16 protein-coding genes are annotated in these 25,621 nt (G+C 70.9%); 10 read left to right on the top strand and 6 right to left on the bottom strand.

Annotated elements, in window-relative coordinates:
• Positions 1-29: 29 nt before the first annotated feature.
• Positions 30-5,462, top strand: a complete 5,433-nt coding sequence (gene pulA / locus CHC09_RS30930; RefSeq protein WP_089296780.1) for a pullulanase-type alpha-1,6-glucosidase — start codon at positions 30-32, stop codon at positions 5,460-5,462.
• A 63-nt stretch (positions 5,463-5,525) separates the two neighbouring features.
• Here the strand turns inward: pulA and CHC09_RS30925 are convergent, their stop codons facing one another.
• The 3 genes from CHC09_RS30925 to CHC09_RS30915 all read right to left on the bottom strand — a co-directional run bounded on the left by CHC09_RS30925 (position 5,526) and on the right by CHC09_RS30915 (position 9,979).
• Entirely contained in the window at positions 5,526-7,928 is a 2,403-nt protein-coding gene (locus tag CHC09_RS30925) for a putative bifunctional diguanylate cyclase/phosphodiesterase (RefSeq protein ID WP_089296779.1), read from the bottom strand.
• A 58-nt stretch (positions 7,929-7,986) separates the two neighbouring features.
• Positions 7,987-8,883 carry a sulfite exporter TauE/SafE family protein gene (locus tag CHC09_RS30920; protein ID WP_089296778.1) on the bottom strand — a complete coding sequence of 299 codons (897 nt, stop codon included), beginning with the start codon at positions 8,881-8,883 and terminating at the stop codon, positions 7,987-7,989.
• Between the two features lie 85 nt (positions 8,884-8,968).
• Positions 8,969-9,979, bottom strand: a complete 1,011-nt coding sequence (locus CHC09_RS30915) for a hypothetical protein (protein ID WP_239138596.1) — start codon at positions 9,977-9,979, stop codon at positions 8,969-8,971.
• Positions 9,980-10,361: 382 nt separating this feature from the next.
• Between CHC09_RS30915 and CHC09_RS30910 the strand changes: the two genes are divergently transcribed.
• Positions 10,362-10,565 (top strand): hypothetical protein, encoded by a 204-nt coding sequence (locus tag CHC09_RS30910; protein ID WP_143232692.1) that lies wholly within the window; start codon positions 10,362-10,364, stop codon positions 10,563-10,565.
• A gap of 129 nt (positions 10,566-10,694) precedes the next feature.
• Positions 10,695-12,344 (top strand): alkaline phosphatase D family protein, encoded by a 1,650-nt coding sequence (locus CHC09_RS30905; protein WP_089296775.1) that lies wholly within the window; start codon positions 10,695-10,697, stop codon positions 12,342-12,344.
• A 280-nt stretch (positions 12,345-12,624) separates the two neighbouring features.
• Here the strand turns inward: CHC09_RS30905 and CHC09_RS30900 are convergent, their stop codons facing one another.
• Complete coding sequence (locus CHC09_RS30900; RefSeq protein WP_089296774.1) at positions 12,625-14,094, bottom strand: PucR family transcriptional regulator; 1,470 nt, start codon at positions 14,092-14,094, stop codon at positions 12,625-12,627.
• A 111-nt stretch (positions 14,095-14,205) separates the two neighbouring features.
• Here CHC09_RS30900 and CHC09_RS30895 point away from each other — a divergent pair, with 111 nt between their 5' ends.
• The 6 genes from CHC09_RS30895 (at position 14,206) to CHC09_RS30870 (ending at position 21,668) form a co-directional block, all read left to right on the top strand.
• Entirely contained in the window at positions 14,206-15,621 is a 1,416-nt protein-coding gene (locus tag CHC09_RS30895; RefSeq protein WP_239138597.1) for an aldehyde dehydrogenase family protein, read from the top strand.
• Positions 15,618-16,637, top strand: a complete 1,020-nt coding sequence (locus CHC09_RS30890; RefSeq protein WP_089296773.1) for an ABC transporter ATP-binding protein — start codon at positions 15,618-15,620, stop codon at positions 16,635-16,637. The genes CHC09_RS30895 and CHC09_RS30890 overlap by 4 nt, the downstream gene beginning before the upstream one ends.
• Positions 16,627-17,829: an ABC transporter substrate-binding protein gene (locus CHC09_RS30885; protein WP_089296772.1), complete on the top strand. Its 1,203-nt coding sequence runs from the start codon at positions 16,627-16,629 to the stop codon at positions 17,827-17,829. Before CHC09_RS30890 ends, CHC09_RS30885 begins: the two co-directional genes overlap by 11 nt.
• 1 nt (position 17,830) lies before the next feature.
• Positions 17,831-18,688 (top strand): ABC transporter permease, encoded by an 858-nt coding sequence (locus CHC09_RS30880; RefSeq protein WP_089296771.1) that lies wholly within the window; start codon positions 17,831-17,833, stop codon positions 18,686-18,688.
• Entirely contained in the window at positions 18,685-19,500 is an 816-nt protein-coding gene (locus tag CHC09_RS30875; RefSeq protein ID WP_218827179.1) for an ABC transporter permease, read from the top strand. The genes CHC09_RS30880 and CHC09_RS30875 overlap by 4 nt, the downstream gene beginning before the upstream one ends.
• 161 nt (positions 19,501-19,661) lie before the next feature.
• Positions 19,662-21,668: an ATP-binding protein gene (locus tag CHC09_RS30870; RefSeq protein ID WP_179277354.1), complete on the top strand. Its 2,007-nt coding sequence runs from the start codon at positions 19,662-19,664 to the stop codon at positions 21,666-21,668.
• Positions 21,669-21,746: 78 nt separating this feature from the next.
• Here the strand turns inward: CHC09_RS30870 and CHC09_RS30865 are convergent, their stop codons facing one another.
• Positions 21,747-22,604 carry a hypothetical protein gene (locus CHC09_RS30865; RefSeq protein WP_089296769.1) on the bottom strand — a complete coding sequence of 286 codons (858 nt, stop codon included), beginning with the start codon at positions 22,602-22,604 and terminating at the stop codon, positions 21,747-21,749.
• A gap of 53 nt (positions 22,605-22,657) precedes the next feature.
• Positions 22,658-23,167 carry a hypothetical protein gene (locus CHC09_RS30860; protein ID WP_089296936.1) on the bottom strand — a complete coding sequence of 170 codons (510 nt, stop codon included), beginning with the start codon at positions 23,165-23,167 and terminating at the stop codon, positions 22,658-22,660.
• A 162-nt stretch (positions 23,168-23,329) separates the two neighbouring features.
• Between CHC09_RS30860 and CHC09_RS30855 the strand changes: the two genes are divergently transcribed.
• Positions 23,330-25,588: a HelD family protein gene (locus CHC09_RS30855; protein ID WP_089296768.1), complete on the top strand. Its 2,259-nt coding sequence runs from the start codon at positions 23,330-23,332 to the stop codon at positions 25,586-25,588.
• The last annotated feature ends 33 nt before the right edge of the window (positions 25,589-25,621 follow it).

The following is a 25,621-nucleotide window of genomic DNA, read 5'->3' as shown; positions in this document are numbered from 1 at the left end:
CGATATTCACCGATCGGAAGGGTGCACCTGTGGCATCGAAAAGAACCCGGTTGGGGACCGCGTTGTTCAGCCTTCTCCTACCTCTGATCGCGGTCCCGGCCGCCGAGGCGTCCGCCGCCCCGGCCGAGCCGAGCGCGTCCGTCATCGCCAACTGGGGATCCGACCAGCCCGCGACCGATGAGCAGTACTACTTCGTCCTGCCGGACCGGTTCGCCGACGGCAACCCGGCCAACAACAAGGGGAACCTCTCCGGCGACCGGCTGTCCACCGGGTACGACGTGACCGACAAGGGCTTCTACCACGGCGGCGACCTCGCCGGCGTGATCGACCGGCTGGACTACATCCAGGGGCTCGGCACGACCGCGATCTGGCTCGCCCCGATCTTCAAGAACCAGCCCGTGCAGGGCACCGGCAGCGACATCTCGGCCGGCTACCACGGGTACTGGGTCACCGACTTCACCCAGGTGGACCCGCACTTCGGCACCAACGCGGACCTGAAGAAGCTGGTCAAGCTCGCTCACCAGCGGGGCATGAAGATCTTCCTGGACATCATCGTCAACCACACGGCTGACGTGATCAAGTACCGGGAGAACCAGTACACCTACATCGACAAGGCGACCTCGCCGTACACCGACACCGAGGGCCAGCCGTTCGAGGACCGGAACTACGCGTCCTCGAACTCGTTCCCGGCGGTGGACTCCAGCGGCTACCCCTACACGCCGATCTTCGCCAACAGGGCGGACGCCTCGGCCAAGGTGCCGGCCTGGCTGAACGACGTGAACATGTACCACAACCGCGGCAACTCGACGTTCTCCGGTGAGAACAGCGAGTACGGCGACTTCTTCGGCCTCGACGACCTGTGGACCGAGCGTCCCGAGGTGGTCAAGGGGATGACGAAGATCTACTCCGACTGGATCGCCGCCACCGGCATCGACGGTTACCGCCTCGACACGGTCAAGCACACCGACCTGGACTTCTGGCCGCAGTTCACCAAGGGCGTCCAGGCCGCCGCGGCCAAGGTCGGCAAGAAGGACTTCTTCATGTTCGGCGAGGTCTACAGCGCCGACCAGGAGGTCGAGTCCACCTACGTCCGCAAGGGCGGGCTGCCCGCCACCCTGGACTTCTCGTTCCAGGAGGCGGCCCGGGCGTTCGTCACCGGCGCCGGCAACGCCACGGCACTCTCCGACGTGTACGCCAAGGACGACCTCTACACCACGCCGACCACCAGCGCCGAGCGGCTGCCGACCTTCCTCGGCAACCACGACATGGGCCGGATCGGCTCGTTCATCGCTGCCGCCGCCACCGCGGACACCCAGCTCAAGCGCGACCAGTTGGCGCACGAGCTGATGTTCCTGACCCGCGGCCAGCCGGTCGTCTACTCCGGTGACGAGCAGGGCTTCACCGGGCCGGGCGGCGACAAGGACGCCCGCCAGGACCTGTTCGCCAGCAAAACCGCGGACTACCTGGACGACGACCTGATCGGCACCGACCGGACCCACGCGGTCGACAACCACAACACCGGCCACCCGCTCTACCAGGCCATCGCCGCGCTCGCCAAGCTGCGCAAGGCGAACCCGGCCCTGGTCGACGGCGTGCAGGTGACCCGGTACGCGGCCGCCGGCGCGGGCGTCTTCGCGGTCTCCCGGATCGACCGGGCGAAGCGCTCCGAGTACCTGGTCGCCGCCAACAACGCCACCACCACCCAGACCGTCAGCTTCGCGACCTCGTCCCCGGGCGCCACCTTCACCGGCCTCTACGGCGGGTCGGCCCCGGTCGTCGCGGACGCCGCCGGCCGGGTCACGGTGACCGTGCCGGCGCTCTCCACCGTCGTACTGAAGGCCGGCGTCAAGGTCGCCGTGCCGTCCGCCGCGCCCACCGTCAGCATCACCGCGCCGAAGCAGGGCGCCTCGGTCCCGACCCGGACCGAGCTGACGGCCGCGACGACCGGCGACCCGCTCGCCACGGTGACCTTCGCGGCGCAGGTCGGCAACGGCCCGTGGCAGCTGCTCGGCACCGCCGACAAGGCCCCCTACCGGGTGTACCACGACCTGGAGGGGGTGGCCGGCGGCGTTCCGGTGAAGTACAAAGCGGTGGTGCGCGACAGCAACGGGCGGCTCGCCTCGTCCTCGGCGGACATCACGGTCGGCACCCCGGTTCCGGCCTCCAGCGTCGAGTACGCGATCGTGCACTACCAGCGCCCGGCCGGCGGCTACGCCGACTACGGCCTCTACACCTGGGGCGACGTCGACGCGTCGATGTCCACCACCTGGCCGAACGGGCAGCCGTTCGCGGGTGAGGACTCCTACGGCCGGTTCGCCTACGTCAAGCTCGCGCCGAACGCCAAGAGCGTCGGGTTCATCGCGGTCAGCAAGGACGGTGTGAAGGACACCGACGCCGACCGGTCGCTCGATCCCACGAAGACCCCGGAGGTCTGGCTCAAGCAGGGCGACCCGGCGGTCTACACCTCCCGGCAGGCGGCCACCGGCCAGCCCGACCCGGCGCAGGACCAGAGCACGGCGGTCATCCACTGGCGTAAGGCGGACGGGGACTACGACGGCTGGGGGCTGCACCTCTGGGACGGCGCGGCGTCCGGCACCGACTGGGGAAGCCCGCTCAAGCCCACGAAGATCGACTCGTTCGGCGCCGTCTTCGAGGTTCCCCTCGCCGACGGGGCGACCGGACTGAGCTACATCATCCACAACGGCGACGCCAAGGACCTCCCGGCCGACCAGCGGCTCACGTTCGCTGAGACGGGGCACGAGGTCTGGCTGCTCGGCGGGCAGACGAATCGGCTGCTTCCGCTGGTCAAGACCGCGGGTGGCGGCGGCACGGTCGACCTGGCCAAGGAGTCGGCGGTCTGGATGGACCGCTCGACGATCGCCTGGCGGACCAGCACCGGCACCACGTTGCAGGAGGTCGGCGCGGGCACCGACGGCAAGGTCTACGACCTGGTCTACTCGGCGGCCGGCGGGATCGGGGTCGCCGAGGGCGAACTCACCGGAGACTTCGAGAGCCTGCGGCTCAGCTCGCGGCGCAACGGCCTGACCGAGGCCCAGCGGGCGAAGTTCCCGAACCTGTGGCAGTACGGCGCGTTCAAGGTTTCCGCCTCGAACATCTCGGACATTCTGCGGGGCCAGGTCGTGATCACCGAGCGGGACGCCGCCGGCAAGCTGCTCTCGGCGACCGGGGTGCAGACCGCGGGCGCGCTCGACGACGTGTACTCGTCGGCGGTGAACGCGGAGCTCGGCTACGTCCACGGCGGCGTCTCGGTCTGGGCGCCGACCGCTCGCAGCGTCGAGCTGGAGATCTACGACAACGCCACCTCCTCGGCCGCGACCCTGAAGCCCATGATCCGGGACAACCGGACCGGCGTCTGGTCGCTGCGCGGGGAGAAGGGCTGGTACGGCAAGTACTACAAGTTCCGGGTCACCGCGTGGCAGCCGGCCGCGCAGAAGATCGTCACCGCCTCGGTGACCGACCCGTACTCGGTGGCGCTCTCCACCGACTCCAAGCTGAGCCGGTTCCTCGACCTGAACGATCCGGCGCTCGCACCGGCCGGCTGGAACAAGCTGAAGAAGCCGGCCGCCACCGCACCCGCGAAGATCCAGATCCAGGAGCTGTCGGTACGGGACTTCTCCATCTCGGACAGCTCGGTCCCGGCCGCCCAGCGGGGCACCTACGCGGCGTTCACCGGTTCGTCCAGCGGGATGAAGCACCTGACGGAGCTCGGCAAGTCCGGCGTCACGCACCTGCACCTGCTGCCGGTCTTCGACTTCGCGACGATCCCGGAGAACCGCGCCGCCCAGGCCCAGCCCGACTGCGACCTGGCCGCCCTGCCGGCCGACTCCGACCAGCAGCAGGCGTGCATCGCGAGGGTGGCCGCGACCGACGGCTACAACTGGGGCTACGACCCGTTGCACTACACGGTCCCGGAGGGTGGCTACGCCGTCGATCCCACGAACCGCACCAGGGAGTTCCGCTCCATGGTCACCGGGATCAACAAGGCCGGCCTGCGCGTGGTGATGGACGTCGTCTACAACCACACCTCGGCCGCCGGTACCGATCAGAACTCGGTGCTCGACCAGATCGTCCCGGGCTACTACCAGCGGCTGCTCGCCGACGGCACGGTGGCCAACTCGACCTGCTGCGCCAACACCGCGCCGGAGAACGCGATGATGGGCAAGCTGGTCGTCGACTCGATCGTCACCTGGGCCAAGCAGTACAAGGTCGACGGGTTCCGCTTCGACCTGATGGGCCACCACCCGAAGGCGAACATCCTGGCCGTCCGCGCGGCGCTGGACCGGCTCACCCTCGCGCGCGACGGCGTCGACGGGAAGAACATCTACGTCTACGGCGAGGGGTGGAACTTCGGCGAGGTGGCGAACAACGCCCGCTTCGTCCAGGCCACCCAGGTCAACATGGCCGGCACCGGGATCGGCACGTTCAACGACCGGCTCCGGGACGCGGTCCGCGGTGGCGGCCCGTTCGACGACAACCCGCGCATCCAGGGCTTCGGCTCCGGCCTCGCGGACCAGCCGAACGGGGACGCGGCCAACGGCACGGCGGCCGAGCGGAAGGCACGGCTGCTGCACTACCAGGACCTGATCAAGGTCGGGCTGAGCGGCAACCTCGCCTCCTTCAGCTTTACCGGCAGCTCCGGCGAGACCGTCAAGGGCTCGGAGGTCGACTACAACGGCTCACCGGCGGGTTACAACGCCGCGCCGAGCGAGGCGATCACCTACGTCGACGCGCACGACAACGAGATCCTGTACGACGCCTTCGCCTTCAAGCTGCCCCAGGCCACCTCGGCGGCCGACCGGGCCCGGATGCAGTCGGTGGCGCTGGCCACCACCGTGCTCGGCCAGGGGGTCGGCTTCGTGGCCGCCGGCAGTGAGCGGCTGCGCTCGAAGTCCCTCGATCGCAACTCGTTCAACTCGGGTGACTGGTTCAACGAGATCGAGTGGAACTGCGCCAACGGCAACGGCTTCGGCAAGGGCCTGCCGCCCGCGGCGGACAACCAGTCCAAGTGGCCCTACGCCAAGCCGCTGCTCGCCGACCCCGCCCTCAAGGCGGACTGCGCGGCGATCAACCTGGCCGACGCCCGCTACCAGGAGCTGCTCCGGATCCGGAAGTCGTCGCCGGTGTTCGGGCTGGCCACCGCGAAGCAGGTGCAGGACCGGCTCTCCTTCCCGCTCTCCGGAAAGGACGAGACGGCCGGCGTGATCACCATGACGCTGGACGCGCGCGGCCTCGACGGGAAGTGGAAGTCGATCACCGTGGTGTTCAACTCGACCGCCACGGCGGCGACGCAGCGGGTCCCCGGGCTCGCCGGTAAGAAGGTGGCGCTGCACCCGGTTCAGCAGACCTCCGCCGACCCGCTGGTGCGGACCGCGTCGTTCGCGTCGGCGACCGGCACGTTCACGGTTCCGGCCCGTACCGTCTCGGTGTTCGTCCAGGGCTGACACCCGTACCGTAAACGCCGGCCCCGCTCACCCGATCAGCCCGGGAGGGCGGGGCCGGTTCCGTCAGGCGTGCAGGACCGGGGCGGAGAGCCGGGCGTGCAGGTCGTCGGCCGGCTCGGGGAAGCCCAGGTGGTAGCCCTGTGCGTACCTGCAGTCCATGACGCTGAGCAGGTTCAGCTCCGAGGACTCCTCGACGCCCTCGGCGACCACGCGCAACCCGAGCGTGTGACCGAGCTGGATCACCGCGTTGACCAGCTCGCGCTGCCGCCCGTTCGCGGCCAGCCCGGTGATGAACGAGCGGTCGATCTTGAGCTCGTCCACCGGGATGTCCCGCAGGTAGCCCAGCGACGAGTAGCCGGTGCCGAAATCGTCGATGGCGATCTTCACGCCGAGCTGGCGCAGTTCCTCGAGGCGGGCCGTGGAGACCGCCAGGTCGCGCATCAGGACCGTCTCGGTCAGCTCCAGCACCAGGCAGTTCGGCGCGAGACCGGTGGCCGTCAGGGCGTAGGCGACCTGGTCGGTCACGTCCGGCTCGTCCAGGTGAGCGGCGGAGAGGTTGACGCTGACCCAGGCCGGCGCGGTCTCCGGGTCGTCGTCCTGCCACTGCTTGACCACGCGGCACGCTTCGAGCAGCATCCACCGGTCGATCTCCACGATCATGCCGGTCTCCTCGGCGAGCGGGATGAACGAGCCCGGTTGCCGCAACCCCTGGACCGGGTCCTCCCAGCGGACCAGGGCCTCGGCGCCGACCATCCGGTTGTCCGGCAGGGAGAACACCGGCTGCAGGTGCAGCCGCAGCTCGCCCCGGTGCACCGCCTGGCTGAGCCGGCACTCCTGGTCCAGGCGGTCGAGCAGCTGCTCGTGCATCCGGTCCTCGAAGAGCAGCCAGCGGTTCTTGCCCTGGTCCTTGGCCGCGTACATGGCCACGTCGGCGTTGCGCAGCACCTCGTCGGCACCGGTGTAGCGGGCCGCGTCGGTGATCACGCCGACGCTCACCGAGACCAGACTCTCCCGGCCGTTCAGGACGAACGGCTCGGACAGGACGTCGAGGCAGGACTGGGCCAGCAGCTCCACGGTCGCCTGGTCGGCCCCTTCCAGCAGGACGGCGAACTCGTCGCCGCCGAGGCGGGCCACGGTGTCCTGCTCACGCAGCGCCCCGGTCAGCCGCTGGGCCGCGGTCTGCAGCAGCAGGTCGCCGGCGGTGTGCCCGAGGCTGTCGTTGACCCGCTTGAAGCCGTCCAGGTCCAGGTAGAGCACGGCGGACAGGTCGCCGGTCGCCCGGGAACGGACGAGGGCGTGCTCCAGCCGGTCCAGCAGGAGCTTGCGGTTGGGCAGCCCGGTCAGGGTGTCGTGCAGCGCCTGGTGACGCAGGTCGAACTCGAGGGCGCGCTGCCGGCTGACGTCGCGGAGCACGATCACCGAGCCGATCTTCCGGCCCGCCTTCTCGATCTCACTGACCGTGTACTCGACGCGCACGCTCGAGCCGTCCGGGCGGTGCAGGAGCCGCTCGCTGGTGCCGGGGGTCAGGACGGTCGCCAGCACCTCGGCCGCGCTCTCGAGCAGCTCGGGAACCTCGATCCCGGTGATCCGGCCGGCCGCCGCGTTGGCGAAGGCGATCCGGCCGTGGGCGTCCAGGCCGCAGATGCCCTCACCGGCGTTGGCCAGGATGCTGTCGGTGTACTCCTTGGCGAGGATCTGCCGGGCCGAGTGGTCGAGCTGCTCGGCCATGCTGTTGAAGGCCCGGGCCAGCGCGCTGATCTCGTCGCGGTTGTCGGTCGTCGGCACGCGATGCGAGTAGTCGCCGGTGCCGATCACGCCGACGGCGTCGGTCAGGGCGGTGATCCGCCGGGTGACGGAGTTGGCCACCGTGTATCCCAGCAGCAGTACGAGGAGGAAGGCGACCGACGCGGTGACCATGATGATGTATTGGGTCTGCCGGGCGCCGGCCAGCATCTGCTCGTAGAGCGGGCTGTACTCCAGGATGACCGCGCCGATCACCTGACCGCTGGAGAGGGCCATCGACACCACGACCTGCTTGATGCCCTCCGGGTGGTCGGCGCTCGACTCGACGAAGACCCGGGGCTTGCCGTCGTCGATGGTCTTGCCGACCTCGTTGCCGGGGTCGGCGTCGAAGCGCAGGCCGACGTTCTCCCGGTCGACGTCACCCAGGATGTACTTGCCGGCGTCCACCGCGACGATGTCCCGGTTTTGGGCCTCGTGCAGCCGGTTGATGTAGTTCGTCAGCGCGGTCGGGCTGTAGAACAAGGGTGCGGCCAGCTCGCCGGGATTGTCGATGGAGAGCCCCAGCGCGATGTCCTTGCCGATCCCGTCGGCGACCTGCGCGGCCTCGGTGGCCGCGGCTTTCTGCACCGAGACCGTGTTGCTGTACCAGGCGACGGTCGCGGTGGTCGCGACCAGAAGTGCCACCACCAGGTATCCACCCAGCAGCTTCTGCCGTACGTTCATCGACCCTCCCCAGCGCAGACCGCCTTCAGATCGGCGCTGTGGGGTGGGAAATAAGGGGTCAGACCGAGACCGGCTCGCGGAGCGGCTCTTCAGCGTTTTTGTCGGACCTTTGCCGGAGTCGTCCGGTGACCCCGAGAACGATCGCCACCATCGCCGCGGCACCGGTCACCGCGCCGACCACCTGGGTGGGCAGGTCGAACAGCTTGAGCGAGCTGGCCAGCAGCACGATGATCAGCGCGGACCGGACCAGGCCGCCCGGGGCGCGTGACGAGATCCGGGAGCCGATCAGCACGCCGGGGATGGAGCCGAGCATCACCGCTCCGGCGATGTCCAGGTGCAGGTCGCCGAAGAAGGCGTGGCCCAGGGCCGCCGCGGTGACCAGCGGGACGGCCTGCACCAGGTCGGTGCCGACCAGATCGTTGGCGCGCAGCCGGGGGTAGAGCGCGAGCAGCGCCACGATGATCAGCGAGCCGGAGCCGACCGAGGTGAGCCCGACCACCAGGCCGCCCATGACGCCGATCAGCAGGGTCGGGACCGGCTTCACGGTGATCTCGGCGGGCGGGCCGTCGCCGTTGCGCCGGGCGGCCCACGCTTTGAGGATCATGCCGCCGGCGGCCAGCAGCAGTGCCGCGCCCAGCGAGAGCTTGACGATGTGCTGCACGTTCTCGTCGTCCCCGAGCAGGCGGAGCAGCAGCACCCCGAGGAAGGCGCTGGGCACGCTGCCGGCGCAGAGCCAGCCGACCAGCCGCCAGTTCACCGTGCCGCGCCGGGCGTGCACCGCGCCGCCGAACGGCTTCATCACCGCGCTGGCCGCGAGGTCGCTGGAGATCGCGGCGACCGGGTTGACGTGGAAGAGCAGCACCAGGATCGGTGTCATCAGGGCGCCGCCGCCCATGCCGGTCAGCCCGACGATGATGCCGACGCCGAGACCGGCGAGCGCCATGCTGAGGTCCATGCCCGGAAGTTTGCTGGGTGATCACCCACCTTGTCTACTAAATCAGTTGAGATTGTCGAGTTTCCCGTGGGCTGGGACGACACGCTCAACGCGAATCGGTGAACGACTCCCAATCCAGGCCGAGCTTGCGGAGGCGGCGCAGCAGGCCGGGGTGGCGGACGCCGACGTACATCTCGAACCAGTCCGTGTCGTCCTCGCCGATCAGCACCACCGTGCCGGGCCCGGCGTAGCACCGGGAGAACAGGCACGGCCAGCGCATCGGCCGCAGCGGCACCTGGCGCAGCGGCGCGACGATCCGCCGCGCCTGCGGCCGGTCGACGAACGCCATCCCGCCGAGCGGCCCGTCCATCGCGGCGCGGGCGAGGGTGGAGTGCAGCAGGTAACCGCCGAGCCGCTCCCGCTCGGGGAGCAGCCGGTCGCTCAGCCCGTCGTACCAGAGCCGTGGGTCGTCCCGGTCCGGCTCCATCACCAGGGTGAACACGCCGTCACCCGCCTGGCCGAAAGTGAGCAGGCCGTCCGGGCGGCCGGCGAGCGACTCCTCGAAGATCTGGGTGGAGACACCGTACACCTCGGGCCGTCCCGCGGCCGCCCGGCGGAAGGCCCGCAGCGCGGCGGGCTCCCCGGAGTGCGCCGGCTCCTTCGCGGCGGGAGCCTCGCCGTACCAGTCCGCGATGAACCGCTCCATCGCGCCGGCCGGGTCGTGGCCCACCAGATCCAGCCAGCCCAGCCCCGGCGTGACCCGGCCGAGCAGGTCGGGCGGGACCGGCGCCTCGAACCGCAGCCGGATGTCGTGCAGCGCGCCGCGGCGGTAGCCCAGCTCGGTGGCCTGCGCCACGCCGAGCGCCAGGCACCCCTGGGGCAGCCGGGCGAACGCGTGGACGGCCGGTCGCAGCACCGTGCCCAGCCGCTCCTCGACCAGGTCGGGGAACGGCCCCGGCAGGGTCATCTCCGTGCCGGTCGCCGTGGTGGCGATCACGACGAGGGTGTCCGAGCCGACCGCGTAGGCGGTGTCCGCGTCGGTCAGCAGCGCCGCGCCCGGCCCGGCCAGGGCGAGCGCCTCGGGCTCCTCGACCACCGACCAGAGTCCGATCTCCACCGCCACACGGTAAACGTCCCGGCGGCGCGAGACGGGCACAGTGACGCAGCCCTCACCGCCGAACGATGTCGTCTGGTGGCGGCCGCACTCGCCGGGCTCGGCTGACCGATTCTCGGCACCCGAGCGACTCGGAGTCTTTTTGGCACATCCGAGCCGCTGCCTGCGGCGTCGAGGTCCGGGCGGACGGCCGGCGAACGGGCGCGCTCCCAGGTCAGCGGTGCGACCGGCGGATCGCCCGGAAGGTTCCGCGGCTCGGAAATTCACAAGCATCTAACCGCGACAACAAGAAGTAAACGTAGGATCTACGACAAGTGACCAGTCGACCTCTTTGGGGCTCGGTGCGGAGCCTGATCGCGGGGGCGTCGTTACGGAGGCACCCACCATGCATGATCAAGTGCTGGCGTTGATCGATGACTGTCTCACCAGGATGATGCTGCTGCGCAGTGATCTGGCCGCGGCGCGCTGTGTCCGCCTGGGGGAGCGGCGCGGCACCGTGCTGGAGGCGATCGGCGCCGCGGAGGAGTTCGCCGCCTCCGCCGCCCTGGCGATCGGTGAGCCGGCGCGCACCACCGAGCCCGCCCGCTGACGCCGCGGGGTGCACCAGGGTCCCCGCAAGTTACCGGCGAGTCAACTGTCCGGCTCCATCGATGAAGCCTCGCTGAAAATTGGATTGATCCCGGCCTGGCCCGGCGTCGCCCTTGCTAGATAGAAGGGCATGACTGTCCTTCCTGGAGCCACGGTCCATCGTCGTACCGTTCTGCTCGCCGGCCTGTCCGCCGGTGCGGTCGCGGCCGCCGCACTGCCCTCGGCCGTCTCCGCGGCCGAGTCCGTCTTCCAACACGGGATCGCCTCCGGTGATCCGCTCCCAGGCGGCATCCTGCTCTGGACCCGGGTGACCCCGACCCCCGAGTCGGTGCCGGCCTCCGGCGCCGGCCCGGACGTGGAGGTGACCTGGCAACTCGCCACCGACTCGGCGTTCGCCACCGTCGTGCGCTCCGGCACGGTCGGCACCGGTCCGGCCCGCGACCACACGGTGAAGGCCGACGTCACCGGGCTCAGCCCGGCGACCACGTACTGGTACCGCTTCGGCCTGAACGACGTCTGGTCGCCGGTCGGCCGGACGATGACCGCCCCGGCCGCCACCGACGCCATCGCCCGGCTCCGGGCCGGCGTGGTGAGCTGCGCCAACTGGGAGGCCGGCTACTTCGCCGCCTACCGGCATCTGGCCGAGCGCGGCGACCTCAACCTGGTGGTGCACCTCGGCGACTACCTCTACGAGTACGCCACCGGTGAATTCGGCGCCGGCGACACCGTGGTGCGCAGGACGTCCCCGGAGCACGAGACGGTGAGCCTGGCCGACTACCGGACCCGGCACGCGCTCTACAAGACCGACCCCGACCTCAAGGCGCTGCACGCCTCGGTCCCGTGGGTGATCACCTGGGACGACCACGAGGTCGCCAACGACATGTGGAGCGGCGGCGCGGAGAACCACACGCCGGGCACCGAGGGCGACTTCGCCGCCCGGGTCGCGGCCGCGCGGCAGGCGTACGCGGAGTGGATGCCGGTCCGGCTCGCCGAGGACGGGCACATCTACCGCAGGCTGCGCTACGGCGACCTGTTCGAACTCTCCATGCTGGACCTGCGGACCTACCGCTCGGAGCAGACCGGCGGCGCGGACGTCGACGACGAGGACCGGACGATCGCCGGCGCGGCCCAGATGTCCTGGCTCACCGCCGGCCTGGTCGACTCGACGGCCATCTGGAAGATCGTCGGCAACCCGGTGATGATCTCCCGCCTGGACGTCCTCGCCCTGCCGGCCTGGCTGCTCGGCCCGCTCGGCAAGCTGATCGGCGTCCCGCAGAACGGCGTGGTGCTCAACGCCGACCAGTGGGACGGTTACAACGCCGACCGTGAGCGCCTGGTCGACACGCTGCGCGCGCACCGGACGAAGGACGTCGTCTTCCTCACCGGCGACATCCACACGAGCTGGGCCAACGAGCTGACCACCAAGGACACCGGCACCGCGAACCCGGCCGCCGCCGAGTTCGTCGTCCCGTCGGTGACCAGCGACAACATCAATGATTTTCTCGGCACCAGCGCGGGTGGCCCGCTCAGCCTGCTCGCCGCCGGCCTGATCAGGGGCACCAACCCGCACGTGCGATGGGTGGAGACCGACGGGCACGGCTTCGGCGTGCTCGAGGTGACCCGCACCCGCTGCCGGATGGACTGGTACCACCTGGCCGACCGCACCAGAAAGGACACCTCGGCAAGGTGGGTCCAGGGGTGGTCCGTCGGGCGCGGCTCCTCGAAGATCCGCAAGGAGTCCGCGCCGGCTCAGCGCCCGCGTTCCCAAGAAAAACCATAGATTCCTTTCTCCGGTACGACCGGTGGAGCCCCGTGGCCGGCCCTCTCGGGCCAAGCCCCGGGGCGGACCCGCGCGTCATCGTCGCGCCGGGAGGACCCGGCCGCGCGCAGCGGCCGGGCGGCGCGGAGACCTCGCGCGAGACCGGCGCGGGGCTCGGCCGAGAGGCCTGGTCACGCGACTCCATCGGTCGTACCTGGAAAGGGTCTTCGGGGTTGATCGCCGGGTGTCGGTCCGAGCGGTCTTGACCGGCCGGGACCGCGGGGGATCCGGATTCGCGTCCTCACATGTTGTCGAGGCGGGTGGCGGCGAGGGCGAGCCAGAGCTGGACGCGGTCGGCGGTGGAGGTGAGCGAGCGCCCGGTCAGCTTCTCGATCTGGTCCAGGCGGTAGCGGACCGTGTTGCGATGGACGATCAGGCGCTCGGCGACCGCGGCCACCGACCCGTTCTCGTCCAGGTAGGCGTGCAGCGTCTCGACCAGCGACCCACCGTGCTCGGCGTCGAAGTCGCGCAGCGGCCGCAGCACATCCCGGGCCAGGTCCCGCAGCGGCACGTCCTCGCTGGCCAGCAGCAGTCCGGAGAGGCTCATCTGCTCCCGCTCGTTGATCCCCGGGCCACGGGTCATCGCCTCGTGCGCCTCGTAGTAGCTCCACCGCAGACCGGTCATCCCGGCGTACCAGCCGCCGACGCCGACCCGGGCCGGGTTGCCGTGCCGGCTCAGGTGGGCGTGCAGCAGCAGGGCGGCGTCGCGCGCCGACTGGCCCGGCTCCAGGACCGCGATCAGGCAGTCCTCGACGACGGCGGTGGTCGCGCCGGGCAGCGGGGGAGCGGTCAGCAACCGCCGCCCGTCGGCCGCGGCGACCGTGGCCACCAGCAGCGCGTGCTCGTCGGCGGCGCGGATCCCGAACGGCGCGAGCCGCCGCTCCGACTCCGGGCCGCCGATGACGCCGCGCACCAGGTCCTCCAGGACCTGCCCGGCGAGCTGCCGCTTGCCGGCCAGCTCGGCGCGGCGCCGGGCCAGCTCCAGACCGACCAGACTGACCGCGTACGGCAACACGTCCGCCGATCGCCGCGGCCGCCGGCAGCAGAGGTACGCCTCCACACTGTCCTCCACCGTGATCGGCAGGATCGCCGGCTGGTCCGCCTCCCGCCGCCCCGCCGAGCGCGCCGCGAAGAGGATCTGCTCCACCGGCCACGCCGCGCTCGCCGGAGCCGTCGCCAGCACCCCGCCGTACACGTCGAGCACCATCGCCGGCGCGCCCAGGATCTGGTGCAGTGACTCGATCAGCGCGCCCAGCCCTCGCCCGGAGAGCAGCGACTTCGCCAGCGTGTCGTGTTCGTCGAGCAGGTCGGCGAACCGGCCGTACTGCTCCTCCAGGATCCGGTCGGCGACGAACCGGTCGACCGCGATGAACGGCGTCTCGTACGGGATCTCCAGCACCGGCAGCCCGTGCAGCCGGGCCTCGGCGAGCGTGCCGGCCGGGATCCGGTTGTGGGTCAGCCCGATCCCGAAGCCCAGCCCGGCCGCCTTCCCCTCGGCGACCCGGGCGACGAATTCGCGCTGTACCCGCGCCGACCGCTGCCGCAGCCCGGTGGTGAGCACCAGTTCGCCACCGCTGAGGAAGGGTCGCGGGTCGGCCAGTTCGGTCACCGCCACCCAGCGGACCGGCTGGTTCAGCGCCGTCTGCGCCCCGTCGACCAGGCGCAGGCTCAGGTCGGGGTCGGCGAGCACATCGGCCAGGCGCAGCGTCATGGCGGGACTGTACGGCTGCACAAAGCGTCTGCGTAAGGACTGGACACATGTCCATTTACCACTACGCCCCGCTGCTCCTACGGTGACCGGAACGTCACGGGAGGTTGAAACGTGTTGCAGGTTCCGGCCCGGATCGGCGGGCGCCCGGTGAGCGCCGCGGAGTGGATCGAGGTGCGCAGCCCGTGGGACGGCGCTCCGGTCGGCCGCGTGCCCGCGCTGACCGGCGCGCACATCGCCGAGGCCTGTGAGGCCGCCGCGAAGGTGCTGGCCCGTCGTGACTTCCCGCAGCACGCCCGCGCCGAGGTCCTGGCGCGCGCCGCCGAGATGCTGACCGAGCGCGTCGAGGAGTTCGCGGTCACCGTCGCCCGGGAGTCCGGCAAGCCGATCGCGGACGCCCGGGCCGAGGCTGCCCGCTGCGCGGACACCCTGCGCTTCTCGGCGGTGGAGGCGCGCAAGCTGGCCGGTGAGCTGGTCCCGATGGACGCGTCGCGGGGTGGCCTGGGACGGCTCGGCCTGGCGATCCGGCATCCGGCCGGCGTGGTCGCCGCGATCACCCCGTTCAACTTCCCGCTCAACCTGGTGGCGCACAAGCTCGGCCCGGCGATCGCGGCGGGCTGCCCGGTGGTGCTCAAGCCCGCGGAGCTGACCCCGATCTCCGCGATCCGGCTGGTCGATCTGCTGGTCGAGGCCGGTCTGCCGGGGGACTGGATCTCGGTGGTGACCGGCACCGGCCCGGAGACCGGCACCCCGCTCGTCGAGCACCCGGTGCCGGCCGTGGTGTCGTTCACCGGCAGCGTGCCGGTGGGGCGGCGGATCCAGCGGACCGCGGCGGGCAAGCGGGTGCTGCTCGAACTGGGCTCGAACGCCCCGGTGCTGATCGAGCCGGGCGCGGACCTTCAGCGCGCGGTGGCCGCGATCCGGCGCGGCGGGTTCGCCTACGCCGGCCAGGTCTGCATCTCCACCCAGCGGGTGCTGGCCCACCGGTCGGTCTACGACCGGGTCCTGGAGCTGCTCCGGGAGGCGGTGTCCACGTTGCGCCTCGGTGATCCCCTCGACGAGCGGACCGAGGTGGGCCCGCTGATCTCGGCGGCCGCCACCGACCGGGTCGTGGACTGGCTGGACACGGCCCGGGCGGCGGGCGCGTCCGTCACCGGAGGCGAGCGGAACGGCCCGCTCCTGGCTCCGGCCGTGGTCGCCGACCCGCCCCGGCATCTGGACGTCTACCGCCAGGAGGTGTTCGGGCCGGTGGTGACCGTCACGCCGTACGCGGGGATCGACGAGGGCATCGCGCTGGCCAACGACAGCGACTACCGGTTGCAGGCCGGAATCTTCACGCCGGACCTCGCCGTGGCCCTGCGGGCCGCGAGCGAGCTGGACTTCGGCGGGGTCCTGGTCAACGACGTGCCGACCTTCCGGGCCGATCAGCAGCCGTACGGCGGGGTCGGCGACGCCGGCAACACCCGGGAGGGCCCGGCGTACGCGATCAACGAGATGACCGAGCTGAGATTCGTGAGTGTGAGCGCATGACTTCTTCTCCGGCGATCCGGCTGACCGGGTTGCGCAAGTCGTTCGGCGCGGTCGAGGCGGTGGCCGGGGTCGACCTGGAGATCGCCGACGGCGAGTTCTTCTCCATGCTGGGCCCGTCCGGCTCCGGCAAGACGACCGTGCTCCGGCTGATCGCCGGTTTCGAGCTGCCCACCGGCGGCACCGTCGAGCTCGGTGGCCGCGACGTTACCCGGCTCGCCCCGTTCGAGCGGGACGTGAACACGGTCTTCCAGGACTACGCGCTCTTCCCGCACTTGAGCGTGCTGGAGAACGTCGAGTACGGCCTCAAGGTCCGCAAGGTGCCCAGGAGGGAGCGCCGGGAGCGCGCCGAGCAGGCGCTGGCGAGCGTCCGCCTCGAAGGTTTCGGCAAGCGCCGGCCGGCCGCCATGTCCGGTGGCCAGCGGCAGCGGGTGGCGCTCGCCCGGGCGCTGGTGAACCGTCCCAAGGTGCTGCTGCTCGACGAGCCGCTCGGCGCCCTCGACCTCAAGCTGCGCGAGCGGATGCAGGTCGAGCTGAAGGCGATCCAGCGCGAGGTGGGCATCACCTTCGTCTTCGTGACCCATGACCAGGACGAGGCGCTGACCATGAGCGATCGGGTGGCGGTCTTCAACGACGGAAGGATCGTGCAGGTCGGCAGCCCGGAGGAGGTCTACGAGCGGCCGGCCAGCTCGTTCGTGGCCGGGTTCGTGGGCACCTCCAACGTCTTCACCGACGAGGTGGCCAAGGCGCTTTTCCGTCGTGAGGGGACTTTCTCGGTACGTCCGGAAAAAGTAGATATCTCGGTCGACGGTGTGACCAACGGAGTCGTCGCCGAAGTGATCTACGCGGGCCCGGTCACCCGCTACGTGGTGGACCTGGACGCCGGCGCCCGCGCGGTGGTGGTCGAGCAGAACCGCATTCTGCGGACCGGGCTGCGGGGGCAGCGGGTCCGGCTCAGCTGGCACGACGAGCACGTGATCGAGATCCCCCAGGGAAAGGACAGCGCTGATGCGGCATAACGGCAGATGGAGGACGGCGATACTGGCGGCGGGCGTGCTGACGCTGGCCGCGTGCGGTGGTGGCGCCGACAAGGGCGGCGGCTCCGGCCCCGGCGGGCTCACCGTCCCGAAGATCGACAAGCTGGCGTCGCTCGGCGCGGGCGAGGGCTCGGTCAACATCGTCTCGTGGGCCGGGTACGTCGAGGACGGCACCACGGACAAGGCCGTCGACTGGGTCACCCCGTTCGAGAAGGAGACCGGCTGCCAGGTCAACAACAAGGTGGCGGCCACCTCGGACGAGATGGTCACGCTGATGAAGACCGGCGAGTACGACGTGGTCTCGGCCTCCGGGGACGCGTCGTTGCGGCTGATCTACGGCGGTGACGTCGCCCCGGTGAACACTTCTTTGCTTTCGAGCTACCAGGACGTCTTCGACGGGCTGAAGAACAAGGTCTGGAACTCGGTCGACGGCGTGGCGTACGGCCTCCCGCACGGCCGCGGCGCGAACGTGCTGATGTACCGCAAGGACACGGTCAACCCGCCGCCCACCTCGTGGGCCGCGGTGTTCGACCCGAACTCGCCGTACAAAGGCAAGATCACCGCGTACGACTCGCCGATCTACATCGCCGACGCCGCGCTCTACCTGATGAAGACCAAGCCGGACCTGGGCATCAAGAACCCGTACGCCCTCGACGACAAGCAGTTCGAGGCCGCCGTGAGCCTGCTCAAGGAGCAGAACAAGGCGATCGGCGAGTACTGGTCGGATTACACCAAGGAGGTGCAGGCCTTCAAGGCCGGCAACTCCGTGCTCGGTACGTCCTGGCAGGTCATCGTCAACCTGGCGCAGGCCGACAAGGCGCCGGTCGACGCGGTTCTGCCGACCGAGGGCGCGACCGGCTGGTCGGACACCTGGATGATCTCGTCGAAGGCCAAGCACCCGAACTGCGGCTACCTGTGGATGAACTACATCGTCTCGCCGAAGGCGAACGCCCAGGTCGCCGAGTGGTTCGGCGAGGCGCCGTCGAACCGGCTCGCGTGTGAGCAGACCGCCGCCAAGGACCACTGCAAGACGTTCCACGCCGACGACGAGTCCTACCTCGACCAGGTCTGGTACTGGACCACCCCGCTGGCCCGGTGTGTCGACGGCCGCACGGACGTGACCTGCAAGGACTACGCGGCCTGGACCCAGGCCTGGACGACGATCAAGGGATAGCGTGACCAGTCTCGGTTCGTACCTGCACCGGCACCCGCGCCTGCGCCTGGCCGGGCTGCTCTCGGCGCCCCTGCTCTGGCTGGTCGTCGCGTACCTCGGCGCGCTCGCGGTGCTGCTGGTGTCGGCGTTCTGGACCGTGAACGGGTTCACCGGCGGCGTGGTCCGGCGGTTCTCGCTGCAGAACTTCCGGACCCTGCTCGCCGAGGAGGTGTACCGCGCCGTCACCCTGCGCAGCATCGGGGTGGCGGCGGCGGTCACGGTCCTCTGCGTCGTGCTCGCGGTGCCGATGGCGTTCTTCATGGCCAAGGTCGCGTCGGCGCGGGCGCGGCATGCTCTGGTGATCGCGATCCTCACCCCGCTGTGGGCCTCGTACCTGGTCAAGGCGTACGCCTGGCGGATCCTGCTGGCCAACGGCGGCCCGATCGACACGCTGCTCGGCGGGCCGGGACACGGTCCGGGCTACGGCCTGCCGGCGACGGTCATCGTGCTGTCGTACCTCTGGCTGCCGTACATGATCCTGCCGATCTACGCCGGCCTGGAACGTCTCCCGGACTCCCTCCTGGAGGCCTCGGCCGACCTCGGCGCCCGGGCCGGCCGCACGTTCCGCGCCGTGGTGCTGCCGATGCTGGTCCCGTCGATCTTCGCCGGCTCGATCTTCACGTTCTCGCTGTCGCTCGGCGACTACATCGCCGTGCAGATCGTCGGCGGCAAGACCCAGCTGATCGGCAACCTGGTCTACGCCAACATCGGCGCGGCCAACAACCTGCCGTTCGCCGCCGCGATCGCCACCGTCCCGGTCGTGATCATGGTGATCTACCTGTTCGCGGTCCGCCGCTCGGGCGCCCTGGAGGAGTTGTGACGCTGTCCGGCCCGGCTCGCTGGGCACTGCGCCTGTTCATGGTCGCCGGCCTGACCTTCATCTACGTCCCGCTGCTGCTGGTCCTGGTCAACTCGTTCAACGGCGACCGCACGTTCGCCTGGCCGCCGCACGACCTGACCACCCGCTGGTGGTCGGCCGCGTGGGAGAACGAGGGCGCCCGGCAGGCGCTGATCACCTCGATCCGGGCCGGGCTCGGTGCCACCGTGTTCGCGCTGGTGCTCGGCACCATGGTCGCGTTCGCGGTGCAGCGCTTCGCGTTCTTCGGCCGCGACACGATCTCGCTGCTGGTCGTGCTGCCGATCGCGCTGCCCGGCATCGTCACCGGCATCGCGCTGGACAGCGCGTGGCGCTCGGTGATGGGCGACCTCGGGATCGGCAAGGGCTTGTTCTCCGTGGTCGTCGGGCATGCGACGTTCTGCGTGGTCACGGTCTACAACAACGTGCTGGCGCGGCTGCGCCGCACCGGCACGAACCTCGAGGACGCCTCGGCCGACCTGGGCGCGTCACCGTCACAGACTTTCCGGTACGTCACCTTCCCGCTGATCAGGTCGGCCCTGCTGGCGGGTGGACTGCTCGCGTTCGCGCTCAGCTTCGACGAGATCATCGTGACCACCTTCACCGCCGGCCCGGGCGTGACCACACTGCCCATCTGGATCTTCAACAACCTGTTCCGGCCCAACCAGGCGCCGGTGGTCAACGTGGTGGCGGCGGTGCTGATCGTGTTCTCGGTGCTCCCGGTCTGGCTGGCGCAGCGCCTGGCCGGACCCGAGGCCGGCGCCAGCCGAACGTAGCCCGCGCCGTCCCGGCCGGGCTGCAGTGTCCTATCAGCACCGAGCGCCCGCGCTCGGGCCACGTTCGCCGTGCAGATCCTCGGTCTGACCATTCCGTCCCCCGGCTTGAGCAGATGAGCCGATTCGGCCCGTCGCGCTTTCCCGCCGTCAAGAATGGAGAGATGGCGTGCGGCACCGTGTGGGGCACGCGGAACCTGGCCCGGCTCGCCGGTGGATGCACGGTGGCGGCGGGTGCTGCGGTGCTGCTCGGATACGCCGGCGGGATCCGCGGGCTCGCACGTCCCGTGCCGGCCGGTCCCTTCATGGTGCCGCTGACCGCGGTGGCCTTCGTCCTGGCCGGAGCAAGCTTGTGGCTGCTCGCGCCGCGCCCCGCCGCCAACACGCCGCCACGGCTGGCCGGACAGCTGCTCGGCTGGCTGGTGGCGATCATCGGCGCCGCCACGCTGGCCGAGTACGGCACAGGCCGGAGCGTCGGCATCGATCTCCTGTTGTTCCCGGACCGGACGCGGGTGTGGTCGATCGGCGGCAACCCCGGACGACCGGCCCTGTACGCCGCCGTGGCGTTAACGGCTGTCGGCATGACCCTGGCCCTGCTGGACCTCGACGCATCCCACGGATACCGGCCGGCCCGCATCCTCCTGCCGGCCACGGCCCTGGTGACGGTGATGGTCACCCTCGGCAGCGCCTACAACCTCCCCGTCGTCACCTCGCCGGACATCGGGCTGGCCCTCAATGCCAACGCCGTCCTGGTGATCCTGACCATGGGCCTCCTGCTCTGCCGGCCGCAACTGCCACCCACCCGGGTGTTCTGCGGCCACGGACCGGGCGCGCTCGCGGGCCGGCGTCTGGCCCCGTTGCTGGCTCTGGTGCTGTTCGCCGGCATTTTGGCGATCGTCGCCTCCGGCCGGCGGATGCCGGACGGAGGACTCGCCGTAGCAGCCGTCACCATGCTCCTGCTCCTGGCGCTCTACCTGGTGTTCGCGCGTGCCGGCGCCGCGCTGGACAAAGCCCAGCGCGAACGCGAGGACTTCATGCACCAGCTCGAGGCCCGCGAACGGCTCGAGGCCCTCGGCGTCCTCGCGGGCGGGGTGGCACACGACTTCAACAACGCCCTCGCCACCATTCTCGGCACCGCGGCGCTGATCGCCGAGGATCTCGGCCCCGGGCATCCCAGCCAACCCGACATCGAACGAATCCAGGCCAGCGCGCAACGGAGCGCGGACCTCACCAGCCAATTATTGATCTTCGCCCGGCAGGAGCCGCGGCGCGCGGAGGCCATCGATGTCGGCGCTGCCATCCGCGGGATCGAAGACCTCCTTCGCCGCACCATCGGTGAGGACATCGACTTCAGCTGTCAGACGGCCGACGGCCTCCCGCCGGTGATCCTCGACCGCAGCGACCTGGAGCAGATGGTTCTCAATCTTTCGATCAACGCCCGCCACGCCATGACCGACGGCGGGTCGTTGACCATCCGCGTCGCGTCGCTCACGCTGCCGCCCGACGCCACGCCGTCGCTGCCACTGCCGGCCGGCCGCTACCTCCACATCGCCGTCGCGGACACCGGCACCGGCATGCCGCCCGAGGTGGTCAGACACGCCTTGGAACCGTTCTTCACCACGAAACCCGCCGGCCAGGGCACCGGGCTGGGGCTGGCCAACGCCTACGGCGTCGTCACCCAGGCCAACGGCCATATCGCCATCGACAGCGAACCCGGCCGTGGCACGACCATAAACATCTATCTGCCCGCCGCCACTACCACCGCGGCGGATCCCGACACTTCGACGCCGGCGCGCACCGCCCCGACCGGCCACGCCGAGACGATTCTGCTCGTCGAGGACGAACCCGCGGTGCGCCATACCGTTGCCCGGACGATGACCCGCCACGGATACCAAGTCCTGGAAGCCCGCTCCGCCGACGAGGCGAGCGGCATCTTCCACCGGCCCGCCGTGCACGTCGACCTGCTGCTCACCGATGTGATCATGCCCGGCGCCTCCGGCTACCAACTCGCGGAGCAGTTGCACGAGGAGAAGCCGGACCTGCCGGTGGTCTTCATGTCCGGCTACAGCACGACGACGCCACCGGACGACGACACCACCTACTTCATCCGCAAGCCGTTCAGCTCCCAGGAGCTGCTGACCTTGGTATCCAAAGCGCTGGGAGCGCGATGAGCGCGGCATCGATTGCCGGTCGCCGCACGTGGCTTCGGTCAACCCGCGACACCCGATCCGGGTGCGGTGCCGGACAGGCTAACCGGGCAGCTTGCAGATCCGGCGGAGCATCCGGTCCAGGGCCGCCTTGTCGTCGTCGCTGACCGGCACGGCGGTGACCAGCGGGTCGCCGCCCTCCAGTGTGACCGTCGCGAGGAACTCGAACGGTTTCTTGATCTCGGCCAGCGCGTGCGCGTCGCAGCGGGCCGGCCTGGCGGTCAGCGGCACGGACACGGTCGGCTGTGCGGCGGTGACCTCGGCGAGCGGCACCGCCGAGGGGAGCTCCAACCTGTACATCACGTTGCCGTCCAGCTCCCGCACCTGGACGGTGCCGGTCGCGGCGGCGGTGCGCTCGACGACCAGATCGCCGCGCAGCCCGGCCGCGCCCGCGTCGGTCCACGGCCCGAAGCGCAGGGTGACACTCCGCTGGATCCGCTGGGTGGCGCAGTCGGCGGCGAGCAGCCGGTCCAGCAGCGGGTTCGGGTCGGGCAGCGGGATGGTGATCCGCTGGGTGGCGGCCGAGCCCTCGGGGTGGGCGGTCACCACGACGTGCGACGCGGCCGCGGTGGGTACACATGTGCCCGTCCCGTAGGAGACCGGCACGTCCACCCGCAACCCGCCGACCGGCAGCAGGGCGTCGGTGCCGACCGTGGCCTCGCCGTCGAAGGACGGCAGCACCGGCTCCACCCGGGTGACCCGGACCGGCACGTCACCGTTGTTGTGCAGGGCGATGGCCAGCTGCCGGTTCACCTCGTGGACGCGCCACTGCTCGGCGGTGGCCGACAGGTGCAGCGTGGGAACAGTGGCCTTCCGGGTCGACGCCCGGACCGTGACGGCCCCGGCGGCGGCGAGCAGCACGACGGCGGCGGTGAGGAGCAGGGCCGGCCGCCAGCGCATGCCCGTGACTGTAGACGCTCGGCCGCGCTCGTGGTGGCCGTGGCCTCGGGCGTTCAGCCGGGCTCGTGGTCGGTGGCGCGGGCGGCGCAGAGGAAGGCGCCACCGGTCGCGAAGGCGCCCAGGACGCCAAGCGAGATCTGCTGCGTGTGGTCGAGTTGCCGCTCGTAGGTCGCCTCGTCGACGACGGTGGTCCGGTCCAGGACGTACGCTCCGTCCGCGTTTATCCCGGGGTTGCCCTCCAGCGCGAAGAAGGCCAGCACGATCGCCAGCCAGAACCCGAAGAAGACCACCCCGGTGGTGAGCGCCGCCCACATCGGCACGTGCGGTGGCACCCAGGAGGAGAGCGCCCACAGCCGCCGGGGCTGCTGGGTGCGGTAGCCGCGCCGGTTCGACAGGATGCCGGCCGCGAATCCGGGCACGGTGAGCAGCGCCGCGACTCCCACCACGACGACCTTGTCCACCGGCCGATGACCCAGCGCGAGCGCCAGGATCAGGCCGCCCGACCACAGCACCCCGGCTCCGCACAGCACGCTGTAGCAGAGCAGTGCTCGACGCGACATCATCACCGGGAAACGCTAGTGCCCGTCCGCCCGCGACGTGGACTGTTTCAGCGACGGGTCAACCCCTGCACAGGGGCGCGGAACGCTGCTAATCTGACAAGTTGTCGCGTCATTTTTCGACGCGAGCGGAGAAATCCACTATCAGAATAAGCCTTGGAGGCACGGGTGTCAAGTCTGTCAAGTCTCGCCGAGGAACAATCTCACCTCAGCGCGATCTACGGCCGCCTCGACGAGCTCCGGGCAGAGACCCGGGAGCGCCTGGCCGAGACCCGGCTGCGCGCCGGCGGTGCGGTGGAAGGACTCTTCCAGCGGGACGTCGCCGTCCACCGGTACGCCGAACGCCTCGCCCAGTACGACGCCGTCGAGCAGGGCCTCTGCTTCGGACGGCTGGACCGGCGCGACGGCGAGCGCCTGCACATCGGCCGGATCGGGATCCACGACACCGACCACCCGCTGCTCGTCGACTGGCGGGCCCCGGCCGCCCGCCCGTTCTACGTGGCGACCGCGATCACCCCGTACGGCGTGACGCTGCGCCGCCACATCCGCACCCGGGACCGGACCGTCGTGGAGCTGGACGACGAACTCCTCGACCTGGACGCCGCCACCGACCACACCCTGGTCGGCGAGGCCGCCCTGCTCTCCGCGCTGACCGCGAACCGCACCGGCCGGATGCGTGACATCGTCGAGACCATCCAGGCCGAACAGGACCGGGTGATCCGCGCCGAACCGGGCGGCGTCCTGGTCGTCCAGGGCGGCCCCGGCACCGGCAAGACCGCGGTCGCGCTGCACCGCGCCGCCTACCTGCTCTACACGTACCGGGAGCAGCTCTCCGCCCGCGGCGTCCTGATCGTCGGCCCGAACACCACTTTCCTGCGCTACATCTCGCAGGTCCTCCCGTCCCTCGCGGAGACCGGCGTCATGCTCGCCACCCTGGGCGATCTCCATCCCGGAACCGTCGCGCGCCGCGCCGAGCCGCCGGCGGTCGCGGAGATCAAGGGCCGGGCCGCGATGGTGGACGTGCTGGCCGCCGCCGTCCGCGACCGCCAGCGGATCCCCGCGGAACCGCTGGAGATCGAGGTCGACCGGCACGTGCTGCGCCTCACCGCGGAAGACTGCGAACCGGTCCGGCGGCGCGCCCGGGCCGCGGACCCGCGGCACAACCTGGCCCGGCCGGTCTTCGTCGCCGGCCTGCTGGACGTGCTCGCGGCCCAGGTCGCCGAGCGGATCGGCGCCGACCCGTTCTGGGACGATCCGCTCGGCGAGAACGACGCGCTCTCCTCGCCGAACGTGCTCGACGAGACCGACCTGGCCGACCTCCGCGGTGACCTCGCCGCGAACGCCTCGGTCCAGGCCGCGATCGACGCACTGTGGCCGGTGCTCACGCCGTTGCGACTGCTCACCGACCTGTACGCCGCGGCCGCCGCCCTCGACTCCGCCGCGCCGCTGTTCAGCCCCGCCGAGCGTGAACTGCTGCGCCGGGCACCCGGGGGTGGCTGGTCGCCGGCCGACGTGCCGCTGCTCGACGAGGCCGCCGAACTGCTCGGCGAGGACGACCGGGCGACCCGCGCCGCACAGGCCCGCGAACAGTCCAGGCGTCTCGCGTACGCGCAGGGCGTCCTGGACATCACGGCCGGTTCGAAGTCCTACGAGCTGGAGGACGACGACGAGGCCGCGATCCCGAACATCGCCGACATCATGGAGGCCGACATGCTGGCGGAGCGCCTGGACGAACGGGAGTTCCGCTCGGCCGCCGACCGCGCCGCCGCCGACCGGGACTGGGTCTTCGGCCACGTGATCGTCGACGAGGCGCAGGAACTGTCCCCGATGGCCTGGCGGCTGCTGATGCGCCGCTGCCCGAGCCGCTCCATGACGGTCGTCGGCGACCTCGCCCAGACCGGTGCTCTCGGGGCTCCGGCGACCTGGGCGGAGGTGCTCGCGCCGTACGTCGCGGACCGCTGGCGGCTGGCCGAGCTCACGGTGAGCTACCGCACCCCGGCCGAGATCATGGACTACACCGAGCGGGTCCTGGCCACCGCCGACCCGGCGATCGTCCCGCCCCGCCCGGTCCGCTCCAGCGGTGTCGACCCGTGGGAGGCGACCGGCTCCCTGTCCGACCTCGTGGCCCGGGTGTCGGACGAGATCGGATCGCTCGGCACGGGCCGGCTCGCCGTGATCGTCCCCGCCGGCCTCCGGACGGCCCTGGCCGCCGCCCTCCCGGCGCTGACCACGGGCGCGTCGCCGGACCTGGAGGAGCGCGCCGTCCTGCTCACGGTCGCCCAGGCCAAGGGCCTGGAGTTCGACACGGTCGTGGTCGTCGACCCGGCCGAGATCCTGACCGGCTCCCCGCGCGGCGCCAACGACCTGTACGTCGCCCTCACCCGCCCCACCCAGCGCCTCGGCGTCTTCACCCTGCTCGCGGCCTGACCGCACCCGCCGGGCCGGGCCGCGTCAGGCCCG

This window comes from Actinoplanes regularis (assembly GCF_900188005.1).
GTDB classification, from domain to species: Bacteria; Actinomycetota; Actinomycetes; order Mycobacteriales; family Micromonosporaceae; genus Actinoplanes; species Actinoplanes regularis.
The sequence above is the reverse complement of the archived record's forward strand: the minus strand, read 5'-3'. Positions and strand labels throughout refer to the sequence as shown.

Coding starts and splice junctions, on each gene's coding strand:
- CHC09_RS30925 (WP_089296779.1), bottom strand. CDS start 7,928: ATGAACGTACGGCAGAAGCTGCTGGGTGGATACCTGGTGGTGGCACTT.
- CHC09_RS30920 (WP_089296778.1), bottom strand. CDS start 8,883: ATGGACCTCAGCATGGCGCTCGCCGGTCTCGGCGTCGGCATCATCGTC.
- CHC09_RS30910 (WP_143232692.1), top strand. CDS start 10,362: ATGCATGATCAAGTGCTGGCGTTGATCGATGACTGTCTCACCAGGATG.
- CHC09_RS30905 (WP_089296775.1), top strand. CDS start 10,695: ATGACTGTCCTTCCTGGAGCCACGGTCCATCGTCGTACCGTTCTGCTC.
- CHC09_RS30900 (WP_089296774.1), bottom strand. CDS start 14,094: ATGACGCTGCGCCTGGCCGATGTGCTCGCCGACCCCGACCTGAGCCTG.
- CHC09_RS30890 (WP_089296773.1), top strand. CDS start 15,618: ATGACTTCTTCTCCGGCGATCCGGCTGACCGGGTTGCGCAAGTCGTTC.
- CHC09_RS30885 (WP_089296772.1), top strand. CDS start 16,627: ATGCGGCATAACGGCAGATGGAGGACGGCGATACTGGCGGCGGGCGTG.
- CHC09_RS30870 (WP_179277354.1), top strand. CDS start 19,662: ATGGCGTGCGGCACCGTGTGGGGCACGCGGAACCTGGCCCGGCTCGCC.
- CHC09_RS30865 (WP_089296769.1), bottom strand. CDS start 22,604: ATGCGCTGGCGGCCGGCCCTGCTCCTCACCGCCGCCGTCGTGCTGCTC.
- CHC09_RS30860 (WP_089296936.1), bottom strand. CDS start 23,167: ATGATGTCGCGTCGAGCACTGCTCTGCTACAGCGTGCTGTGCGGAGCC.